The organism is Acinetobacter sp. JADD-222 (assembly GCF_049310645.1).
The window spans coordinates 84,272-106,663 of record NZ_JBMOWI010000002.1 but is presented as its reverse complement, the minus strand read 5'-3'; the positions used below and the strand labels follow the sequence as shown (position 1 = coordinate 106,663).

The window sequence follows — 22,392 nt, the reverse complement described above, 5'->3', positions numbered from 1 at the left end:
TCATAATAACTTTGTACCCAGAGGCACTTCAAACTCTGGGATACAAAGTGCTACATCACCATCTGCGTTATGAAATCCTGTCACCAAACATTCTGACTGAATAGGACCAATTTGTTTTTTGGGAAAATTCACTACAGCAACAACTAACTTACCAATCAAATCTTGTGGCTGATAAAGCTTTGTAATCTGTGCACTTGATTTACGTACACCCAATTCCTCACCAAAATCCACATGCAAAATATAAGCAGGTTTACGCGCTTTTTCAAAAACTTCAGCTTGAATAATTTTACCAACGCGAAGCTCTACTTTTAAAAAATCATTCCACTCGATTTGTTCCATTTCATATTTCCCATGTTCTTAAATTACTGATTTGAAGCATATAATATGTACAAATGAAGAAACACCCTGTTTTTAAGTCCAGTTAAAAAATAAAACGTAGATGTTTAGTCTACGTTTTATCTAAAAATTTGTTTTTAAAATATTATTAAAAAGCGATTGATAATTGCAAAGATAAATAAGCAACTAAACTCGATAAAAAGACCATAGGTACATAACGGTAAGCTTTAAAAAGAAATTGCTCATATTTAGTTGATATTTGTTTAGCTTGCCAGACGCTCGCTTTTAATGCTGTAAAGAAGCTCACCATTAACCATGCGCTCACAATACTTAATGCGAAGAAACCAATCATAATTTGGCTACTTCCCTCTGTACTCAGCCATAACTTTAATGAAACTTCAGCAATCGGCAACAAACCCAAAATCAATAGGACAGACTTGAGCATTACCCAATGAAACTGCGTCATTTCATCTAATATGAGAAATGCTTTCATTTAATCTCTCCTTTTAATTGAATAAAGTGCTTTTTAATTATTATGCAAAGGTTTTATTTAAATATATAGCTTATTTTTCTCTACATTTTAACTTTCTTGTAACTATTAAATATGGGAATAATTCTTATTATAAATCTCAAATATCAATATTAATTTTAGTTTATAATTTTCAATTATTTATTATATTTTTCTGATTGAGAGAGATTATCAATTCGTATTATCATTTTAACTGTTTAACTGAATTGATAATCTCCATTACATTTTAATTAAGGTTGATAATAAATATCTGCATCATTACCTTCACCACCTTCTTTGCCATCTGCTCCAAATGAGTACAAATCAAAAGCTCGCCCGTCTGCCCCAGGAATGACATATTGAATATCATTTTTCCAGCTGTCTTTAGGATAACCACCTTTTACATAGCCACCTGGCATCCAGTTTTTCGCTGTAGCTGGCTGGTTAACCAAAGCATCTAGCCCACCTTCTTGCATGGTTGGGAAATGGCCATTATCAAGCTTGTACTGATCTAAAGCACCCGCTACACCCTTTAATGCAATTTGAGTTGTATCAATTTTGGCTTTTTCACTACGTCCCATGACATTTGGTACGATTAAAGCTGCTAACACGCCTAAAATTACAATCACAACCATCACTTCAATGAGCGTAAAGCCTGAGGCACGTTTCATTCGAGCACCGTTCGAACGTGCCGCAAGTCCGAAAGCTGTGCTTGAGGAGCAAACATCTGATAGAGAGCTATGCTCGGAATGGCACGTTGGCTCAAACTGATTTGAAACCGCAGATTCACTATGTTGTTCCATCGCTGTTTCGCTTTGAATATTTTTTACTTTCATCATTATCTCTAATATCAAAGTTATTAAATCATATTGTTCATATTTACGATTGGCAGCATAACCGCGATTACAATAACCAGTACAATGCTTGCCATTAAAACCAGCATAAGCGGTTCAAGTAATGCCAGTAAGGTTGAAATAAATGTCGTCACCTCACGGTCTTGCATGGTCGATGCTCGTTCTAACATTCTGTCAAGCTCGCCTGATGCCTCTCCACTTCGAATCATTTGTACCATCATTGGTGGGAAATAACCACTGCGCTCCAGTTGCGTACCCAAGTTACCGCCCTCGGTCACACGCTCAGCTGCGTGGGCAATTGAATCGCGAATAACCCAGTTGTTGGTCACTGCCGCACCGATTTTTAAGGCGTCGACCAAAGGGACACCTGAACGGGTCAAAATAGATAAGGTACTGGCAAATCGTGCAGCATTAATACCACGTGATAGTTTACCGAATAATGGCAATTTGAGTGTTAATCGATCAAAAGCATAATGTCCAGCAGTGGTTTTTAAAAACCGAACGAATGCGATAACACCTACCACCGCAAAAAGAATAATAAACACCCACGCATGTCGAATAAAATCACTGGCTTTCATTAAAGCGACTGTAATCCACGGTAAAGCATCTTTATTTTGATCAAAAGTTTTTACAATCTCTGGCACAACATAAGTCATTAAACCCATCACAATACCAAAAGACATCAGCATTAAAATGATTGGATAAATCATGGCGCCCTGAACTTTCTTTTGCATTGCAAAGCGGTTTTCGGTGTAATCCGAAAGCTGATCTAAAATGAGATCTAAATGTCCTGAACGCTCACCAGCAGCCACCGTTGCAATATAAAGGTCAGGGAAACGTCCAGATTGTTGCATACCTTGTGCGAGTGAATGCCCTTCTAAGACTCGAGAACGCACAGATAATAAAAGATTTTGTACATGTGTTTTTTCGCTTTGCCTACTCACGGCGCGCAAAGCTTCTTCAAGTGGAATAGCAGCTGCAACTAAAACCGAAAGTTGTCTGGTCATGAGCGCCAAATCGTAAGCACTGAACTTTTTTTGGAATAACCCCTGACTCTGATGTTTATCTTTTTGTTCAACAGGATCGACACTAATGGGAGTCCATGCTTTATCGCGTAATTGTTGGCGAATCTGGCGCGCTGAGTCTCCCTCAAGCACCCCTTTTTGCTGCTTCCCTGAAGCATCAATGGCAGTAAATTGATATGCAGGCATGGTAATGTTCTAATTTTCCAAAAATAATAGTCGCTGCTGTTGCATCTATGCTACGCAATCATTCATATTCGTTCTATAGCCTGTGTAGAATACCCAAGTCCTCTTCACGACGCTATGCCGTTTTTTAAAATTGACGAAATGAGCCTCTATGACCATAACGCCAAAGCCTGATTCAGTTGTTTATCGTGTGCGTGTAGCCGTACCTGTACATCTGTACGACACTTTTGACTATACACTCACCCAAGCACAATATGAACGGGCTCACGTAGGCTCACGCGTTGCTATTTCATTTGGACGACAAAATCTGATTGGCATCATTACTGAAAAAGTTGACCCAAATGAAACATTTACAGGCACCTTTCAGCTTAAAGCCATTTCTGACCTTTTAGACGAACAGCCTATTTTAGATGAACAAGTTTTAAGTTTATTGACATGGTCGGCTCAGTATTACCAATTTCCAATTGGCGAGGTCATGCAAACCGCCCTACCCGCATTATTGCGTCAGGGCAAACCAATGGATGTTTTGTTCCATCTTTGGAAAATTACACCATGTGATAATGTTGAAGCACTTCTTAAACGTTCTGTTAAGCAACAAGACGCATATCAAATTTTAAAGTTACACCCTGCCGGAACTACAGAGAATATTCTTAATTTAAGTGGTGTAGAAACGGCTACGCTTAAAGCACTTCAAAAGAAAGGACTGGTTGACTGTACGCTTGAACCACACGATTTTAGCCCATCGCCCGTTCAATTGGCACAAATGCCGCTCACGCTAAATGAAGATCAAAAGAAAGCAACTCAGCACGTCGTAAACGCACAGCATCAATACCAAGCTTTTTTGTTAGATGGTTTAACAGGAAGTGGTAAAACTGAAGTTTATCTGCACATCATGCACGAAGTGCTCAAGCAAGGTAAGCAAGTACTGGTGTTAGTCCCAGAAATTGGTCTAACCCCTCAAACGATTTCTCGTTTTAAGTCTCGTTTTAACTGTGATATTGCTCTATTACACTCGGGCTTAAATGACTCCAAACGCTTGCAGGCATGGCAACAGGCCCAGACTGGCAAAGCATCTATTATTTTAGGGACACGCTCTGCCATCTATACGCCACTGCCACGTTTGGGCTTAATCATTTTAGATGAAGAACATGACCTCTCTTATAAACAGCAAGAAGGCTTCCGCTACCATGCACGTGATGTCGCTCTTTATCGAGGCCACTTACAAAACTGTCCTGTTATTTTAGGTTCAGCAACACCGAGCATCGATAGTTATTATTTGGTCGAAACTGGCAAATTAACCTCACTGCAACTTAACCAACGTGCAGGCCATGCGCTTTTGCCTAAAATGCATTTGATTGACCTTAAAATTGTCAAAAAGCAACATGGAATTAGCCAACCTCTTATTGAGCAAATCAAGCATACGTTAGCAAGAAAAGAACAGGTTTTAATCTTTTTAAACCGTCGTGGCTATGCACCTGTACTGGTCTGTGAAAGTTGTGGGTGGCAAGCAAATTGTCCACATTGTGATGCACATTTTACGTTGCACACTCAGCCTTATTCTTATTTACACTGCCACCACTGCGGTACTGTTCATCGCTTACCCGATCACTGCCCTGAATGCCAGCAAAAAAGCCTAAAAACCCTAGGTGCTGGAACAGCTAAGGTTGAAGAGCACTTACAAGAACTATTTCCAGACTATGATGTGATTCGGGTTGACCGTGACAGCACCAGTCGTGTCGGTAGCTGGCAAAAAATCTATGATCGGATTCATCAAAACAAACCAACAATTTTGCTTGGTACTCAAATGTTGGCAAAAGGTCACCATTTCCCACACGTGACTTTGGTTGCTATTTTAGATATTGATGCTGGGTTACTGAGTGTCGACATTCGTGCGCCAGAACGTACTGCACAGTTAATTGTACAAGTCGCGGGTCGTGCAGGCCGTGGTGAACATAAAGGCCATGTTTATTTACAAACCCTAAGACCAGATCACCCTTTACTCACCACGCTCATCGAAAAAGATTATCGGGCGGTTGCCAAACAGACTCTTGCGGAACGTAAAGTCGCATTGCTGCCACCTTATCGTTATGCAGTACTGATACGTGCAGAATCTAAAGATCGTGACTATACCTTACATTTTTTAAATGAAGCGGCGGAACAATTACGCCAAATTGCAGGTGAAATTGTTGATATCTGGGGTCCAATTCCAGCACCGATGGAACGTAAAGCTGGGCGCTACCGCGCCCACATGGTGATTTTATCTGCTGACCGTGCTCGCCTACATTTTTACTTAAGGCAATGGTGGTCACAATTGGTTCATGCACCACGGCAGCATCAACTTCGGCTATCAATTGATGTTGATCCGCAAGAATTTAATTAGATGATTTGAATATCATGGTGTGAAGAAGCCTTTTTGGCTTTACACTTAAAAGAGACTAATACATTCGAGGCAATGAATGTCATTCTTACTGCAAGCAACAATTTTTCTTGGAGCTTCTCTGATTTTAGTCCCTCTTGGCAAGCGCCTAGGGATAGCAACAGTTTTAGGTTATTTATTTACAGGAATACTTCTGGGCCCTAGTGTTTTAAATATTGCACATGACCCTGAAGCGATTATGGAACTTGCCGAATTTGGCGTTATCTTATTAATGTTCCTGATTGGTTTAGAGTTACGCCCCCAACGTTTATGGGAAATGCGCGACTCTATTTTTGTAATGGGAAGTCTACAAGTCCTCATTAGTGGGGCTATTCTTATGCTGATCGTACTATTACTCTTTCAACAGCAGCTTTCTGTCAGCTTTGTGATTGGTTTTGCCCTTGCGCTCTCTTCTACAGCTTTTGTATTACAACTTCTGACCGAAAAGCAGCAACTCAATACGACTTATGGTCAGCAGTCTTTTTCCATTTTACTTTTCCAAGATATAGCGGCTATCCCCTTACTTGCCATTATTCCATTATTGGCAGGAACAGAATCAACCCATCATGGGGTGGCTTATTTTGCGGCTATCATTGCAACGTTTACTGGTCTATTTCTGTTTAGTCGCTATGTGATGCGTCCATTCTTCCGCTTTGTTGCCAAAAGTGGAGCGACTGAACTTATTACAGCAGTAGGATTATTTATTATTCTTGCTGTTGTCTTGCTTATGGACACTTTAGGAATTAGCACCACATTAGGTGCATTCCTCACAGGTGTATTATTAGCAGATTCAGAATTTCGCCACGAAGTTGAAGCGAGTATTGCACCATTTAAAGGTTTATTGCTTGGCTTATTCTTTATGACCGTTGGCATGACCACACAGCTGTCACTGCTCATTGAAATGCCTTTGCTTATTATTGGTGGTGCAGTCAGTTTATTACTCATCAAAACGCTGATATTGACCGCTATTGCCCGCTATAAAAAATACAGTTGGAATAACAGCTTGCTTTTAGGTACATGCTTGGCACAAGGCGGAGAGTTTGCTTTTGTAATTTTGAGCCTTGCAAAAAGTGAGAAGGTTTTAACTCAAGCTATATTAGAACCCGTGACGCTGATCGTGACGTTGTCGATGGTACTTACTCCAGTAATTTACTGGATTATGGCAACTCAGGTTATTCCTTTGTTTAATAAAGAACGTCCACCTGAGTATGATGAAATTCCACAGCAGGATAATCCGATTATCATTGCCGGCTTTGGTCGATTTGGACAAATCATCGCGCGTATTGCCCGCCTACAGCATTTAGGCTTTACTGCAATCGACAACAATCTTTATCAAGTGGACTTTGTTCGTCGCTACGGCGGCAAGCTCTATTATGGCGATGTAACCCAGCCCGATTTACTGCGTTCTGCCGGTATTGAAAAAGCTAAAGTATTTATTTTAGCGATTGATGATGTTGAAGACTCTATGAATGTCGCGCGTCATCTTAGATTAAATTATCCAAACTTAAAGCTATTAGCCCGTGCTCGTGACCGCCACCATGTCCACCTTTTAAGAGATTTAGGCGTGGAATACATTTGGCGTGAAACGTATTTATCTTCATTAGGTATGGCTTATCGCGCTTTACGAGAACTTGGGATCTCTGATGAACAAGCCTATAACAATATCGAAATCTTTCGGGATTATGATGAGAAATTGCTCATACAGCAGCAAAGTATTTATACTGATGAACAGAAGATTTTTGAAACACATCGTAATGCCTTAGCCGAGCTTGAACATTTGTTTGAAAGTGATGCGCAGCAACAGGCTACATCAAAACATGATGTTAATTTAAAGCGTCATTTACAACCAAATCGCATCGACATTACAAGAGATCATCTAGAATAACTTGAGATTTCAGAAAATGGCTATATTAAGGACTTATTCACATTGCCTAAATAATTGGACAATGGGCACAAAGCTGCCCCTGTCCGGCTTGCGGCTTAGCTGCATTTCCTGAGCTTGATTAAAACGAAATAGTTATACTCTGCTTAGGGCCCTGGAGAATATTATGTCTGATTTACGCCAACGCTTTTATATAGAGAACTTTCCAGTACGTGGAGAAGTAGTTCATCTAGAAGAAGCCCTACAAACTATCTTAGCTCAACGTGACTATATGCCTGCGGTTAAAATTCTGCTAGGTGAAATGTTGAATGCGACTGCATTACTTGCAAGTACACTAAAAATCAAAGGCCGTATCAGCTTGCAAATCCAGGCTAGCGGCACCTTCAAATGGGCGATGGCTGAATGTAACCATTTAGGAGAGGTTCGTGCTTTAGCCGACTATGAAACCGACCCTCGCTTTGTTGAAGCAACAGACAGCAGCACAGTTCTTGGCGCTTTAGTTAATCCGGTTTTATTTATTAATATTGAACCGGAATTTGGTGAACGTTATCAAGGGATCGTGCCGCTTGATCAAGTGACTTTAGCGGGTTGCTTAATGCAATATTATGATTTATCTGCACAAATACCAACTCGTATTGTGTTGGCAAGTACAGATAAGCGTTCTGGCGGTTTACTGATTCAACTCTTACCACGTCATGATGAAGAAGAGCAAAACTTGGTCGATGAAGATTTATGGCCACGTTTGACGATGTTGACCGAAACATTAAAAGCTGAAGAGCTTACCAATTTAGATGCAAACGAAATCTTATATCGTTTATATAACGAAGAAGAAGTTCGTTTACCAGAAATTGAAGCATTAAAATTTGGCTGTACATGTTCAAAAGAACGCTGTGCAAATGCCCTGATTCAAATTGGTGTAGACGCTGTTCATGAAACTCTAGAACAGCAGAACCCGATTCGTATGGACTGTCAGTTCTGTAATACGCAATATACCTTTACCGCTGAAGAAGCTTTAGCGTTATTTGGTGAACATTTAAGTTAATATTTTAACTTTATAAAAAGGCGGTTATACCGCCTTTTTATTTACCTGTATTTTTTGATGATAATTTTCAACATGTTAATTTAAATAGGATAATATAAGGCTACTTTATAGCCTAATAAATAAGACGCCTAAATACCATGAATTATTTTGATTATTTTCTCTTTATTTTTAGCGTAGTTATTATGATTGCTACCCCTGGCCCTGTCATGATTTTAGTTGCAAGCGCTGGACTTAAAGGGGGCTATAAAAAAGCACTAGAAACTATTTTTGGTACAAACCTAGCATCCCTTGTTTTAATTTTTATTTCAGTACTGGTTTTAAAAGGAGTACTGAGTGTTAATGATAGTTACCTCAATATCATTCGTATTTTAGGGTGCTTATATATTGGTTATTTGGGTTTTAGTATTCTCAAAGAAGTTATTCAGGCACCCCACCCAGAAGCGATACAAACAGTTTCAGCACAAAATGGTGGCTTTAAAAAAGGTTTTCTTGTCGGTATTTCAAACCCAAAAGATATTATCTTTTTCTCGGCTTTCTTTCCGCAATTTGTCTCTATTACTCCTCAGTTAAATTTAAGTTTAACCCTACTTACTCTGACATGGATTGTTTTAGACTTCCTCACACTATCTTTGGTTTATATCTTTTTCCGCCGCCTTTCTAACAGTCATTTATACCCAAAAATATTAGGCCTCTGCGGTTTATTACTTCTACTTATTGCTCTGTACGGCTTGTATCAAAGTTTCATCTAAATCCTGAGAGGTATAGTCTAATTTTTCTATACCTCTTTAGGTTCCTCTGCATTTCGTAATAGAACAACTCTTATACAATCTAGCTTATTGAAAACTCTAAAAATCGTTTCATAATGAAATAAACAACACCATCGTGATAAAACATTATGGCAAAAAATTATTATGAAGAATTAGGGGTTACACGCAAAGCCTCTGCTGATGAAATTAAAAAAGCTTATCGAAAATTAGCCCGTAAATATCATCCCGACATCAGCAAAGAAAAAGATGCAGAAGAAAAAATGCAGGCCATTAATGTTGCCTACGACACATTAAGCAATGCGGATAAAAAAGCCGAATATGACCAAATGTTAGATCATCCTCAAGGTTTTAATAACTTTGGTCAAGGTGCTGCACAAGGGGGCTTTGATGGAGCACAGTTTTATCGTCAAGGTTTTACAGGCGGTGAACAAGCAGACTTTAGCGGTTTTGAAGATTTATTTGGTCGCTTTGGTGCAGGCTTTGGCGGTGGACAACAACAATATCAAAGACAACAACGTAGTTATCGCGGTGAAGATCAACATGCCAGCATAGAGGTTGATCTTGATATTGCCTATCACGGATCAACCCAACAGATTACCCTGCAAATCCCAACCATGAATGCTTATGGCGAGCCTGAAGTTCAACGCAAAACCTTACAGGTAAAAATACCAAAAGGCATGAAAGAAGGTCAGCAAATCCGCTTAAGTGGACAAGGCCAAAGCGGGATTAATGGTGGTGCTAACGGCGATCTTTATATTGAAATCCAGTATAAAGATACAGACCGTGTTCATGTCGAAGGCAGTGATGTGTATTTGATTGTAGATGTAGCTCCATGGGAAGCAGCATTAGGCCAAGGTATTGAAGTGAAAACACCTGCAGGATCTTTAAATGTTAATTTACCTAAAAATGCAAAACAAGGACAACAGCTACGTTTAAAAGACAAAGGGATACCAAATAAAACGCCAGGGCATCTGTATTTAATTTTAAATATTGTATTCCCCCCTGCAAATTCTGAAAAAGAAAAAGAAGCGTATCAGCAACTGGCAGAAGCATTTGCTTCATTCGAACCTCGATCATCTCATTAGGGAGCAAGATCATGACAACCATTCACTATCGAGAAATTGTATATGACGGCCATACCTTTAGTGCAGAGGTCGTTGATGAACAATCGACATTTGATTTACAACAATTTGCCCAAGCTTGCGGCCAAAGTCCTGACTGGATTCTTCAGCTCATTGAATATGATATTTTATCAGTCGAGAACACACCTGAAGCACATCAGTTTATGGGTGAAGATGTCGCACGTGCACGTAAAGCGTATCGTCTACAACGTGACTTTGACGCAAGTTTAGCAGCAGTTGCGGTGATGTTAGATTTGATTGATGAAGTGCAACAACTTAGAAAACAGTTGAAGCATTTTCATTAGATTAGATAGTCACGACGGAGTCCTACTGGCACTCCCTATCTATTTCATCAGCTAATTACGTTACTTTTGTTTTGGCATGAGTAGCGAAGCTACGCAAGGCCAAAACCAGAGATATTGAAGTGCGTACTAAGATCAAATTTATATTTGAACACAAGCTACGCACTTCGTTTGTCTTGCGCTCGAAGCAAACGATGTTTGCTTTTTCTCGCTCAGGTTGTGGATGACGCTTAGCTCAAGCAAATTTGGAAAAAATTCAATAAAAATTGAAGAATTATTTCAACCGAGTAATCTTTTCCACTTCCTTCAAAGTCTGTTTAATCGGTTCATATTCCAAAAACCAGAACAAATTCATCCGATCTTGGCGATGTTGTTGAGCCAATAAGTCAATCACACTTTTTTCACCGCGGCCGACCAAATGTTGTCGATAAAAATAGTACAGCAATAAAACAGTACTGAGCAGCATGACACCCAGCATAATCCAGAAACCTACTGGTGACTTAAGCCCTGGAATAAACTCAAAGTTCATTCCATAAATACCCGTTAAAAGCGTAAGCGGTGCAAATACGGCAGTAATAATGGCAAGAATACGCATATTTTCATTGGTCTGGTTTGCAATTGCCGAGAAATGCAAATCAATCGCTGATTGAATAGCGCTACGTAAACGTAAAGTATGTTTTTGAATACGTTCGACATGACTCATTAAATCATTCAAACGAACTAACAGAAGGTCTTGAGAACTATGCGTCTTCTCACCAATAACATGATGATAGTTTTCTACAATTTCATCTCGAAACTCTTGTAAGGTTTCGATTTGCTCTTCGCATAAATTTTCAACTTGCTGAAAGGCCATGTTTTCATGAAACAACTGATGCCATTGTTTAAAACGACGATTACCTTGCAGCAATTGCTGTTGCCAATGCTCGACCCTTCTAGTCAAAGGTGAACGGATATCAAGGTAGCCATCCACCATACTATTAAGCAGTCGTAAACATAAATCTACAGGTGAATTAGGAAGCTTACGGGTTTTGTTTTGTTCTTCCAAAGTTTTACATAAAATAGTTTCGAGACGTTGAATATAGTTTTCAATCGACTTATTGCCCTGCTCACGAACACTAATCAGAACTTTAGGAGTAAAAATAAAGCTAATTGGCGTAGTTGCTAGGCCAAATACACTCTCATGGGATTCCCCATTTTTAATTTCATCATCAGGTGTAACGAGCTTTCTAAAAATAAGCAAATCATATTCTTCAAGCGTATCAAATGCACAAGGATGCTCAATATTGGCAATATCCCGCATATGAAATTCATTAATAACCACGCCTGAAAGCTGTTGAATCTTTTGTTGCCATTCTTCGTTATGGTTCACCACATCAGCTCTGACACTATCAATCCAGAAAAACTCCAGAATGTGTTCATTATGCCGTTCACGGCTTAAAAAGACATAGCCGTCAGCTTGATGGCGATAAAAGTAATAAACCTGCATACCACAATGATCTGTTTTTGTATTACTTGCATCATGCCATAAAAAAAGTCCGCATCAAGCGGACTTTTTCATGTCACCAGAACAATTATGCTTGTTCAATGTCTTTCATAGTCAATTTAATACGACCACGATTATCAACATCAGCAACTTGTACTTTCACTTCCTGACCTTCTTTAAGAACATCAGTTACGTTCGCAATACGTTCATTTGAAATTTGCGAAATGTGAAGAAGACCATCAGTACCCGGCATGATGTTTACAAACGCACCGAATTCTACGATACGGATTACTTTACCGTCATAGATCTTACCTGGTTCAACTTCAGCAGTAATGGCTTGAATCTTAGCAATTGCAGATTTAGCAGCAGCTTTAGTTTCACCAAATACGCGAACTGTACCATTGTCTTCGATATCAATTGCAGCTTTAGTTTCTTCAGTAATTTGACGGATAGTTGCGCCGCCTTTACCAATAACATCACGGATCTTGTCTGGGTTAATGTTAATCACTTCAAACGTCGGTGCATGAGCACTGATTTCAGCACGAGCACGTGAAATGACTTTATTCATTTCGTTTAGGATGTGCATACGACCAGCAAATGCTTGGTTTAATGCAACTTCCATGATTTCTTCAGTAATACCTTCAATCTTGATGTCCATTTGAAGCGCAGTAATACCGTTTGCAGAACCTGCTACTTTAAAGTCCATATCACCTAAGTGATCTTCATCACCCAAGATGTCAGAAAGTACTGCGAAACGCTCGCCTTCTTTCACTAAGCCCATTGCGATACCCGCAACTGGTGCTTTAAGCGGAACACCTGCATCCATAAGTGATAATGAAGCACCACATACAGAAGCCATTGAAGATGAACCGTTAGATTCAGTAATGTCAGATACAATACGAATTACATACGGGAAGCGGTCAGCAGCAGGAAGAACTGCTTGAACACCACGACGTGCTAAACGACCGTGACCAATTTCACGACGCTTAGGACCAGATTCACGGCCTGTTTCACCTACAGAGTATGCAGGGAAGTTGTAGTGCAACATGAAGTTGTCAGTTTTAGTACCAGCAAGGGTATCAACCATTAACGCATCACGAGTATTACCCAAAGTTGTTGTTACTAACGCTTGAGTTTCACCACGTGTAAACAATGCAGAACCGTGTGCACGATCTAATACGCCAACTTGAACGTCGATAGCACGAACAGTTTTAGTATCACGACCATCAATACGTGGCTTACCTGACAAGATGTTGTCACGTACTGTACGGTATTTAAGGTCTTCGAATAATTCGTTTACTTCATCAGCAATACCAGTTTCGTCATTTTCTGGAACGAACTGAGCTACAGCTTCTGCATAAAGTGCATCAAGTGCTGCATAACGATCTTGTTTAACCGCAATTGTATATGCTTCAGAAATTTTAGCTTCGAAAGCTGCTTTTAATTGCTCAAGAAGAGCTTCGTTTTTAGTTGGAGCAACCCAAGTTGACTCAACAGCACCAGCAGCGGCAGCAAATTCTTTAATCGCTTGAATTGCGATTTGCATTTCGTCATGACCGAAAAGCACAGCACCCAGCATTTGGTCTTCTGAAAGTTCTTTCGCTTCAGATTCAACCATCAATACAGCAGATTCTGTACCAGCAACCACAAGGTCAAGGTCACTTTCTTTCAACTGTTCGAAGTTCGGGTTAAGAACATATTCACCGTTGATTAAACCAACACGTGCGCCACCAATTGGACCACGGAAAGGAGTACCAGCAATAGACAATGCTGCAGATGTACCAAGCATTGCTGCAATGTCAGCATCCATAGTTTTGTCAGAAGAAACAACTGTTGCTGTTACTTGAATTTCGTTGAAGTAACCTTCTGGGAACAACGGACGAATTGGACGGTCAATAAGACGTGAAATTAAAGTTTCAGCTTCAGAAGCACGACCTTCACGCTTACCGTAACCACCAGGGATACGACCAGCTGCATATTGTTTTTCTTGATAGTTCACTGTTAACGGGAAGAAGTCTTGACCCGCTTTTGCTTTAGGTTGAGCAACAACTGCAACTAAAACAGTTACGCCACCCATAGTGATTAAAACTGTGTTTGCTTGACGTGCAACGCGACCCGTTTCTAAAACGACTTGATGTTGACCGAATTGGAATTCTTTACGAACGATATTAAACATTGACATGTATTGTATTTTCCTAATTTTATTCTAGTGAGACCCCTAAGGTTTGGCATTCAGACTACACCGATTGGTAGATAAATGACAAAGCTTAGAAGCCATCACACTAGATCAATTATTTAAAATAAGTTAAACGCAAAGAAGGAGCGCACAAGCGCCCCTTCTAAAAATCACTTAACCTAACATTAAGTGAAACTCTCTTTTCAGCGATAAAGCATTGCGACATGCGAAATAGCGAAAACAAAGTGAAAATCGAATTAACGACGTAAACCTAAAGCACCGATCAAAGCAGTGTAACGACCGTGGTCTTTACCATTTAAGTAGTCGAGCAATTTACGACGTTGGTTAACCATACGGATCAAACCACGACGGCTGTGGTGGTCGTGTTTGTGAGCTTTGAAGTGACCTTGTAAATCATTGATTTGAGCAGTCAATAAAGCTACTTGTACTTCTGGTGAACCAGTGTCATTTTCAGCGCGAGCAAATTTAGCAATGATCTCTGCGCGGTCTGCATTAGTTAAAGCCATTCGATTTCTCCGAGATGCTTAAAAAAGTAAACGATATTAATCAGTTGAGGCAACTGACTGCCGTGCATCACTACAGCAAGTCGCCTATTTTAAGGTATCTATAGGTGGATTGCAAAATAGTTTTCAGTAACTTGTCATTTTAGACACTGACATGAGGACCTTAACCCTGCACACTAGCCTCGAATAAAAAGAAAGAAGCGCGAGGGACGTGTGAAAATTTTTTCAACCAACACTTGTCCAGTACCGGACAATATTGAGCAAGTCATTCGACAAAAAGATGAAGTTGCTGCTGAACAGGGTGGAATGAGTGATCACCAGATTCAAAAAATCTGGAAAAGTATAGAAGGACTATATAAAACCGGAAACTATCCACTCATTACCTTTTGTTTACGCAGACAAGGTAAAATTTTACTCAATCGAAGCATTGGATATGCTCAAGGAAACTCTCCGGCAGGACTTCAAGAAAATGCCATGATTGCAACACCTGATACACCTGTTTGCCTATTTTCAGCATCAAAGATGATCACAGCCATGTTGATTCATCTATTAGATGAAAAAGGCGAAATCAATTTGCTTGATCCTGTGAGCTATTATGTTCCTGAATATGGAGTCAACGGTAAGCGTCGTGCCACGATCTTTCATTTATTAGCACATCGTGGTGGCATTCCTTATATTGATGGCGATGTCACACCAGATTTATTATTTGATAAAGACGAAATTTTAAAACGTTTATATGCTGCCCGACCTGTGTCTCCTGCTGGCAATCACCTTGCCTATCATGCTGTTACGGCAGGTTATATTTTAGGAGAAGTCATTGAACGGGTGACTGGGCAGGATTTACGTGAATTTGTACATCAAACTATCGAAAAACCAATGGGGATGCCTTATTTCAATTATGGCTTAAAACCAGAATACCGTTCAGAAGTCGCCTTAAACTGTGCAACAGGTCTGCACCCTCGCCTTGGTACCGATCACTACCTGAATCATGTGTTAGGTGGCGGTTTACAACTTGCAGTTGATGTGACTAACGATAGTCGTTTTATGGACACCATTTGCCCAGCTGGAAACATCTATACCAGTGCAGAACAAGCCGGCCGCTTCTTTGAAATGCTTTTAAGTGGAGGAAGCTACGGCGGTCAGCAAATCTTTAGTGAGAAAACAATTTTCAGAGCAACACTGCCAACCACAGGCGTTAACATTGACCGTACTTTGCTGATTCCAATGCGCTATGCTTTAGGACCAATGTTAGGTAGCAATCCTGTAGGTCTTTTTGGCCCAATGACCGGACAAGCATTTGGTCATTTAGGATTCTCTAACATTTTATGTTGGGCCGACCCTGAAAGAGATATCAGTGTTTCCTTATTAACAACTGGTAAATCTGTAGTGGGTACTCACCTACCTGCTTTAGCTAAAGTGCTCTATCAAATCTCAACCCAATGTCCACGTATACCGAGAGATCAACGCCGTTCGTTATTTGGTAGTGATTCTCATGAAACTGACTTAGTGTAGAAACAAATAAAAAACCCAAGCATTTCTGCTTGGGTTTTTTGCGCTGTAGTTTTTGTTTATCGTGTTATTACTGTTTTTATTGTCGTTGGTGAGATGCTAGTCACATCCTTCTTGTTGTTTTAACTCACTTCCGATGTTTTCGTTTCTATTTCCTTATGTGATGTATTGTGACATATCCAATTATGAAGAAAAGTAGTATTTTTCTTATCATCATGTAAGTGAAAACGTACAGGTCTGTATAATATTTGGTAAATAGCCATTTTTTACCTTTAACGTACAGTTCTGTATAACATATAACTTAACAATTCACAGGAAAAATGCCTGTTTTAAAATCATATTATAGATAAATATATTGATATTATTGATTTAAATCTTTAGACAAAAACAGAGTGAAGATAGTGTTAAAAACGAAATGTTCGAATGCTTTTTGAAACATGGTGAAAAGTAGAATATAAAAAAGCCCTGTAGTCTCTCCCAAAACTACAAGGCTTAGCGGCTGTAAGTTTCCTCTTTATACACCTACTTCATTGTAAGTTCGCAGTCTCTCGACTTAAGTTATTATTATTGTGCGATTTTGCCCGACATTCCGTGCCAAGCTCGTTGTGCGTTTATAATCTCAAAAACACGGGGTGTACTCTAGCAGCAAATATCTCGAATCTATGTAAGCTTTTTCTTACAAGGGTAAAAATATTAAGTTTGTCTTAACGAACTAACCGATTAACTTTTTGAACTAAACCACTTTTTCGTATAGTACGAACTGTAAATGCTTGTAATAAAGCCTCTTGATGCACTAAAAGACTGACTACTTTCTTAGCTCGTGTAATCGCAGTGTAAATAAGTTCTTGGCTTAATAAGTTCTTGGCAGCCTGATCTAAAACGACAGCAGTATGGGTAAATTCAGACCCTTGCGATTTATGAATTGTTAAGGCGAATGCACTTTGAATACTTTTAGGTAATCGATTTGCAGCAACCCATTTGTTCAAACTTGGAAAATATACTTCAAACTGCTGTGGCTGAGTTCTGTGCTCAAAGCACAAACCAATATCGCCATTTGAAATACCGAGCTGATAATCGTTATAAGTCATCATTACAGGACGACCGACATACCATCCACCAAGAGTCACTATTGAAAGTTGCTGCTGCAACCAACGCTGCGCATATTGGTTTAACTGCTGCAATCCAAACGGACCATGACGAACCGCGGTTAAAATCCGGTAGTCATCAAATGCTTTTACTACGTTTTGGACCTGTTCAATCGAGCGTTCTTCTTTTAAATAATTTTTTAGGCTTTTTACATATCCTTGGAAACCTAGCATGAGCTTCTGATAATAAATTTCGACTTCTGCGTGATTTCCTTCTGGTAAATACTCAAGCTGAACCACATCTGGCATGTCACTTTGTAAAACTATAGGCTTTAATTCTGAAACCTCAACAATATCAATTTCAAACTGCTGCAAAACTTCTACATGATCTTGTTGATAGGTTTGTGCCTGAATAAATTTGGCCACTTGTCCAATCAATGCCCCTTCAGCAAAACGACGACTGGTTTGTAATTGTACTCGGTTATCAGCCAACGCCTGTATTTGCTGCAAATCTGCAAGAACCGCACCGACATCGACAGAAGCGAGCTGATTTGCATCTCCTAATAAAATAATTCGACAAGACTCAGGCACCGCCTCAAATAGAAGAGTAGCCAGATTTAAATCCAGCATGGAAGCTTCATCGACGACAATCACGTCATAAGGCAAAGGCTGTTTTTGATTAAACCGTGGTGTCTGGCTATGTCCCATCCCCAACAAACGGTGAATCGTTTGTGTTCCCTGATTTCTGAGCTCTTCACTCACTAATCCGGACTCAAGCAATTTAGGATCGTTAAATGAGTTCTGTAAAGCCTCTTGCATTCGCTGTGCTGCTTTACCTGTTGGAGCAGCCATCGCTACACGAATATGTGGAATTGCCTGACTCAGCACAGCAATAATACGTGCCAGCGTATAAGTCTTACCTGTACCCGGCCCACCCGTAATAATACTCAGGCTCTGCCGAGCAACCATTTGTAAAGCTGCCTGTTGATGAGCATCGGTAAGCAGGTCTAAATAGCCATCACAAGAGACAGGTTTAATTAATTGTTGCTTTAATCGACAAATTTGTTCTGCAAGTCGTTGCTCTAGGTGCCAATATCGGTATAATGCCAACCCCTGCTCATCGTAGACGCACGGCGCAACTTTTAAGTTTGCTTGATCGGCAGATATAGCAAGTTGACCAAGTGCTGCAATTTGCTCTGAACTGATATCAATACAACTATCGCCTTGTAAGCTCGCTTCAATAAGCTGCTGCAAGTAAGAAGTAGCTTCTGACACTTGCGATTGTTCAGTAAATGGAGCCTGATTTAAGAAGTTACTCCACGTTGTTAACCAGCTTAAATCGGCTTGTTCAGGGCTGTTTAGATTGTCCACACACTTATCCACCTAGTTTTCCACACGCTTGTCCACATGGTTATAGACAGGCTTATCCACATGCCAAGTATTTGTTAATCTTCAAATTACGCATTTTATCAGCATTTTTCATGCTATTTTATCCTCAGCAAAATACCCCAAAATGGCATCAAGACGAAGAATAAACTCGACGCTAGGTTCCCAATAATAGTACCCCTGCTCTGCTTCACCATTCATACCACGTAAATAAAGATAAGTTGCCCCACCCAAATGTTGCTCAATTTGGTAATCCTGCATTTTGACTTGCAAATAGCGATGTAACGCAACGAGATATAAACCTGCTTGTAGCCAATAACTTGCCAAAGACATGCTTTGGGCAATGCTATCGCTACGATAGTCTGCAAGATCATCACCTAAGTAATTACTTTTATAATCAGCAATGTGGTAACGCTGCCCATCAAAATAAACCAAATCTATAGAACCATTGAGGTAACGTGCTGAACGAGCCTCAAGTAACTCCGGCATATTCAATCCATACTCAGCGAAGAGCTGCTGAATACGTGTCATCGCTAGAACCCGATCTGACAATGCTAAATAAAAAGGAAACTCTGACAAATACTGCTCTTGTTGAAGCTGATTTAGTCGGAAACCTTGATAAAGTGGCGTTCGCAAAATATCTTTTAACCACTCTGCAACGGACTGGTAAAGCAGATTCTCGGCGTCCTCTTGCTCTGGGAAGCTCTCGTTATATTTATTAAGTAAATCTTGCCAAAGGCTACTATAGTCATTTTTAAAACGACGACGTATTTCTATGACCCAGTCATCTGAACATTGAAAATCAATATGTTCAAATATTTCATGCAAGAAATTACCGGCAAGCGTTCCTCGAGGAAAGTTATTCTTTATCCAGTCAATCGGCTGAGCACTGATTGCTTCAGCAGTATTGATTAAGTCCAACTCATCTTCTGCCAATACAGCATCATTGCTCTGGCTGGCCAATAAATCTGTGCCAGCCTTATGTTTTAAATGCTGTGCCAAGTAACTGAAACTGGTTTTCCCTCTCGAATAAAAACGTTGTTCCGGAAACCGTTTTGCTTGTATTTCAATAACACTGGTTTGCTTGGTTAAATGAATTGCTTGTGGAATCTGTTCCAAAACCATTTCATCCGTACAGCAGCGGTGTTGAAAAGGCTCAGCTCTATTTTTCCAAAATGCGAGTCCTGATACCGATTTACCATCAAGATCTTGTAGAACAGCATAGACGCGGTGGCTTGCTCGCGTTAAAGCGACATACCAAAGTCGATTCTGTTCAGCGAGCGCTCGTTCTTCGTGCTGCTTAAGTTCTATTTCATTCAAATAAGTCTTGTCAGCAATCGCAACGACACGTTGAGTCAAAGTCTGGTTTGAGTCCGGTTTGACAATATCTTGGGTCGAAAAATTGAGCGTTTTATTATTTTCTCGAAAGGGCTTATCTGCACCTAATAAAAATACAATCTTAAATTCCAGCCCTTTTGACTGGTGAATTGTCATGAGCTGAACACCAGCTTCACTCGACAATTTACGTTCTAGCTCCCAATCACGGTCAAGAGGAGAACACAACTGTTTGAGATACCAGTGATAAAGGTTCTGAGCACCTGAGTATTTCTCACTGTGCTGACTCAGAATTTCAGTTAAATGACGCAAGTTCACCACAACCCGTTCATTATCTTTACTTTGGGTAGCAACCAAATTTTGCCATATATCAAACTGGATTAAGCATTGTTGCCATGCCACTAAAAAGCCTTGAGCGGACCACAACTCTCTAATCGTGTCAAAACCAGTCATAAACTGGCTTAACCCTTCCGCTGTCTGCTCAAGCTGCAAGAGTTGTTTTAAATCCATGGCAAATAGACGGCTAATTAAAGCTCGCTTCACTTTTGCCTCATCGTAAGGATGAAGTATGGCAGTCAACAAAGCACCAACGTCTTGAGCAATCGTGCAATCGAAAACACTTCTTTTTGATGGTCTGTTAACCCGAATTCCTAAACGCTCTAGCTCAAATTGAACTTTATCCAGCCCATCATGATTACGAGACAATACCGCAATATCATCTTCGTTTAAGGTTTGAGTCTGAGTATCTTTTTGAAAATATAGTTTTCCAGCATGTGACTGGTTAAGTAGATCTCGAATCTTCCATGCAACTTGCTGAGCCTCTGTTTCTTTATCTTTGAGCATTAACCAGCGTAAAGGGTGAGGATTATGATTATTCTGCTCAATCAGTACAGGATGAGGCCGAGTGCCTGCTCGAATTGGGTCATATTGAACTTCTTCACCAAAATCAATTTGTCGTTGAAATAAGGCGTCGACCACATCAACCAGATCAGCAACAGAACGATGGTTATGAATTAACTTATATTCACGACCATGTTTGGCTTGAATATCTTTATAGGCATTTAAAAAGGTGAGCATATCCCCACCACGGAAGCCGTAAATCGCCTGTTTACGGTCACCCACCATAATCATACAACCTTTTTGGTAGCGCTCTGGATGGCGCCAAATACTGGCGAGCATATCATCTTGATCTTGGTTAGTGTCTTGAAATTCATCGACCAAAATTAAGGGATAACGTGCCTGAACAAATACAGCAAAACGTTGCCCCTGCTCACCTTTTAAAGCTTCTGAAAGTGTACGAATTTGCTGAGAAAAAGTAGTTTCACCTTTATTTTGCAAAACCTGAGGTAAACGTTTTTTCACCTCTACACATAAATAGGCTTTTAAAAAAATATGAAGCTGGTCGAACTGCTCGGCGTAGTTTTTTAACACACCAAATAACTGCTGAATCTGTTGAATACAAGGATGCTGATAGAAACCATCTGAAATTTCAGCAGGGCATTTTTTGAAAACTTTCTGATCGGCAAGTTGACCTAAGAACTTAAAAACAAGTTCTCTCTGTGCGGCCAACGAACCATCAAAAACTAAAATAATGTCGCTTTGCTTTAAAACTTGTAATAACTGCGGTAAACATTCACTAAATAGTTTGTTAAACGCACCATTTCGAAATACTGTGCCGCTCACATGTTTATAGTGCTCGCCATCAAGCTGGTAATAGTTCTCTAAAAGGCTTAAGTCAATTTCTGTCGCCAACTGTTTGAGCTGTGCAAGTTGTTCAAATTGAATGGTTGGTTTTTCAGGAAGTTTAAAATGAGCGGAACTAAAGTTAAGTGAGTCTTCGACCAGTTTGACAAAACTATCGACACTTTTTAATTCACCCGCCAGATACAACGCATCAATCACGGTCTGAGGTTGAGACTGTATCCATTCACGCAGTACATCATGGATCAGTTGCCGACTATAAGTTTTGGCATCATCGGTAATTTGAGCGCGTTCAATTTTGCCACTCTCAAAGGCAAACTCACGTAATAGTTTTTGGCTAAAGCTATCGAGTGTTCCGACAAATAACTCGTCTAACTGATCTATAACCAATTTTAAACGTTCACACGCATAGGCAATACGCGTCGCAAAATGCTTTAGAATATGCTGGAGTAATAAGTCAGGTTCTTGCTCTGCCTGCGTAAGTAATTCTTGTTCTGTAAAACTACGCTTGGCATCTAAATAACGGTACGTTTCAACCAAACGTGCACGAATACGGCTTTTTAACTCAGCAGCAGCAGCACGGGTAAACGTGGTCGCAATGACTTGTCTAGGCAAGTATTTTTCAAGAAAGATACGGACCATCAAACTTGATAAGGTATAGGTTTTTCCTGTACCTGCCGAAGCTTCAATTAAGTGCAAGCCACTAAATTCAATATCAATAATAGGTTGATAAGACACCTGTACTCTTGAGTTCATG

Annotated in this window: 16 protein-coding genes; 7 read left to right on the top strand and 9 right to left on the bottom strand. The window is 40.0% G+C overall.

What is annotated here, in order from left to right; genetic code table 11:
• The 4 genes from ACO6UW_RS02480 to gspF all read right to left on the bottom strand — a co-directional run bounded on the left by ACO6UW_RS02480 (position 1) and on the right by gspF (position 2,909).
• Positions 1–339: a tRNA-binding protein gene (locus ACO6UW_RS02480; protein ID WP_000434938.1), complete on the bottom strand. Its 339-nt coding sequence runs from the start codon at positions 337–339 to the stop codon at positions 1–3.
• A 145-nt stretch (positions 340–484) separates the two neighbouring features.
• Entirely contained in the window at positions 485–829 is a 345-nt protein-coding gene (locus ACO6UW_RS02475; protein ID WP_017481973.1) for a hypothetical protein, read from the bottom strand.
• A gap of 266 nt (positions 830–1,095) precedes the next feature.
• Complete coding sequence (gene gspG, locus ACO6UW_RS02470; RefSeq protein WP_057077272.1) at positions 1,096–1,680, bottom strand: type II secretion system major pseudopilin GspG; 585 nt, start codon at positions 1,678–1,680, stop codon at positions 1,096–1,098.
• A gap of 23 nt (positions 1,681–1,703) precedes the next feature.
• Positions 1,704–2,909 carry a type II secretion system inner membrane protein GspF gene (gspF, locus tag ACO6UW_RS02465; protein WP_005065941.1) on the bottom strand — a complete coding sequence of 402 codons (1,206 nt, stop codon included), beginning with the start codon at positions 2,907–2,909 and terminating at the stop codon, positions 1,704–1,706.
• A gap of 148 nt (positions 2,910–3,057) precedes the next feature.
• Here gspF and ACO6UW_RS02460 point away from each other — a divergent pair, with 148 nt between their 5' ends.
• From ACO6UW_RS02460 to ACO6UW_RS02435, 6 genes are all read left to right on the top strand, one after another.
• Positions 3,058–5,286 carry a primosomal protein N' gene (locus tag ACO6UW_RS02460; RefSeq protein WP_250733710.1) on the top strand — a complete coding sequence of 743 codons (2,229 nt, stop codon included), beginning with the start codon at positions 3,058–3,060 and terminating at the stop codon, positions 5,284–5,286.
• Between the two features lie 76 nt (positions 5,287–5,362).
• On the top strand, positions 5,363–7,207 hold the full coding sequence (locus ACO6UW_RS02455) for a monovalent cation:proton antiporter-2 (CPA2) family protein (protein WP_250733707.1): 1,845 nt from the start codon (positions 5,363–5,365) through the stop codon (positions 7,205–7,207).
• A gap of 163 nt (positions 7,208–7,370) precedes the next feature.
• Positions 7,371–8,246 carry an Hsp33 family molecular chaperone HslO gene (locus ACO6UW_RS02450; RefSeq protein ID WP_348891793.1) on the top strand — a complete coding sequence of 292 codons (876 nt, stop codon included), beginning with the start codon at positions 7,371–7,373 and terminating at the stop codon, positions 8,244–8,246.
• Between the two features lie 137 nt (positions 8,247–8,383).
• Positions 8,384–8,995 carry a LysE family translocator gene (locus ACO6UW_RS02445; protein ID WP_002115157.1) on the top strand — a complete coding sequence of 204 codons (612 nt, stop codon included), beginning with the start codon at positions 8,384–8,386 and terminating at the stop codon, positions 8,993–8,995.
• A gap of 146 nt (positions 8,996–9,141) precedes the next feature.
• Positions 9,142–10,098, top strand: coding sequence for a DnaJ C-terminal domain-containing protein (locus ACO6UW_RS02440; protein WP_057077274.1), 957 nt, complete (start codon positions 9,142–9,144; stop codon positions 10,096–10,098).
• 11 nt (positions 10,099–10,109) lie between these two features.
• Positions 10,110–10,439 carry a chaperone modulator CbpM gene (locus ACO6UW_RS02435; RefSeq protein ID WP_002114963.1) on the top strand — a complete coding sequence of 110 codons (330 nt, stop codon included), beginning with the start codon at positions 10,110–10,112 and terminating at the stop codon, positions 10,437–10,439.
• 271 nt (positions 10,440–10,710) lie between these two features.
• Here ACO6UW_RS02435 and ACO6UW_RS02430 read toward each other — a convergent pair whose 3' ends face one another.
• From ACO6UW_RS02430 to rpsO, 3 genes are all read right to left on the bottom strand, one after another.
• Entirely contained in the window at positions 10,711–11,922 is a 1,212-nt protein-coding gene (locus tag ACO6UW_RS02430) for a magnesium transporter CorA family protein (protein WP_250733720.1), read from the bottom strand.
• Between the two features lie 85 nt (positions 11,923–12,007).
• On the bottom strand, positions 12,008–14,095 hold the full coding sequence (gene pnp / locus ACO6UW_RS02425; protein ID WP_348891799.1) for a polyribonucleotide nucleotidyltransferase: 2,088 nt from the start codon (positions 14,093–14,095) through the stop codon (positions 12,008–12,010).
• Positions 14,096–14,352: 257 nt separating this feature from the next.
• Positions 14,353–14,622 (bottom strand): 30S ribosomal protein S15, encoded by a 270-nt coding sequence (rpsO, locus tag ACO6UW_RS02420; protein WP_002114951.1) that lies wholly within the window; start codon positions 14,620–14,622, stop codon positions 14,353–14,355.
• Between the two features lie 210 nt (positions 14,623–14,832).
• Here rpsO and ACO6UW_RS02415 point away from each other — a divergent pair, with 210 nt between their 5' ends.
• The gene (locus tag ACO6UW_RS02415; RefSeq protein ID WP_250733706.1) at positions 14,833–16,131 is read left to right on the top strand and encodes a serine hydrolase domain-containing protein; all 1,299 of its coding nucleotides are present in this window, start codon (positions 14,833–14,835) and stop codon (positions 16,129–16,131) included.
• Positions 16,132–16,832: 701 nt separating this feature from the next.
• Here ACO6UW_RS02415 and recD read toward each other — a convergent pair.
• Positions 16,833–18,584: an exodeoxyribonuclease V subunit alpha gene (gene recD / locus ACO6UW_RS02410; protein ID WP_348891794.1), complete on the bottom strand. Its 1,752-nt coding sequence runs from the start codon at positions 18,582–18,584 to the stop codon at positions 16,833–16,835.
• 108 nt (positions 18,585–18,692) lie between these two features.
• The gene (locus ACO6UW_RS02405) at positions 18,693–22,391 is read right to left on the bottom strand and encodes a UvrD-helicase domain-containing protein (protein ID WP_348891795.1); all 3,699 of its coding nucleotides are present in this window, start codon (positions 22,389–22,391) and stop codon (positions 18,693–18,695) included.
• Position 22,392: the final 1 nt, after the last annotated feature.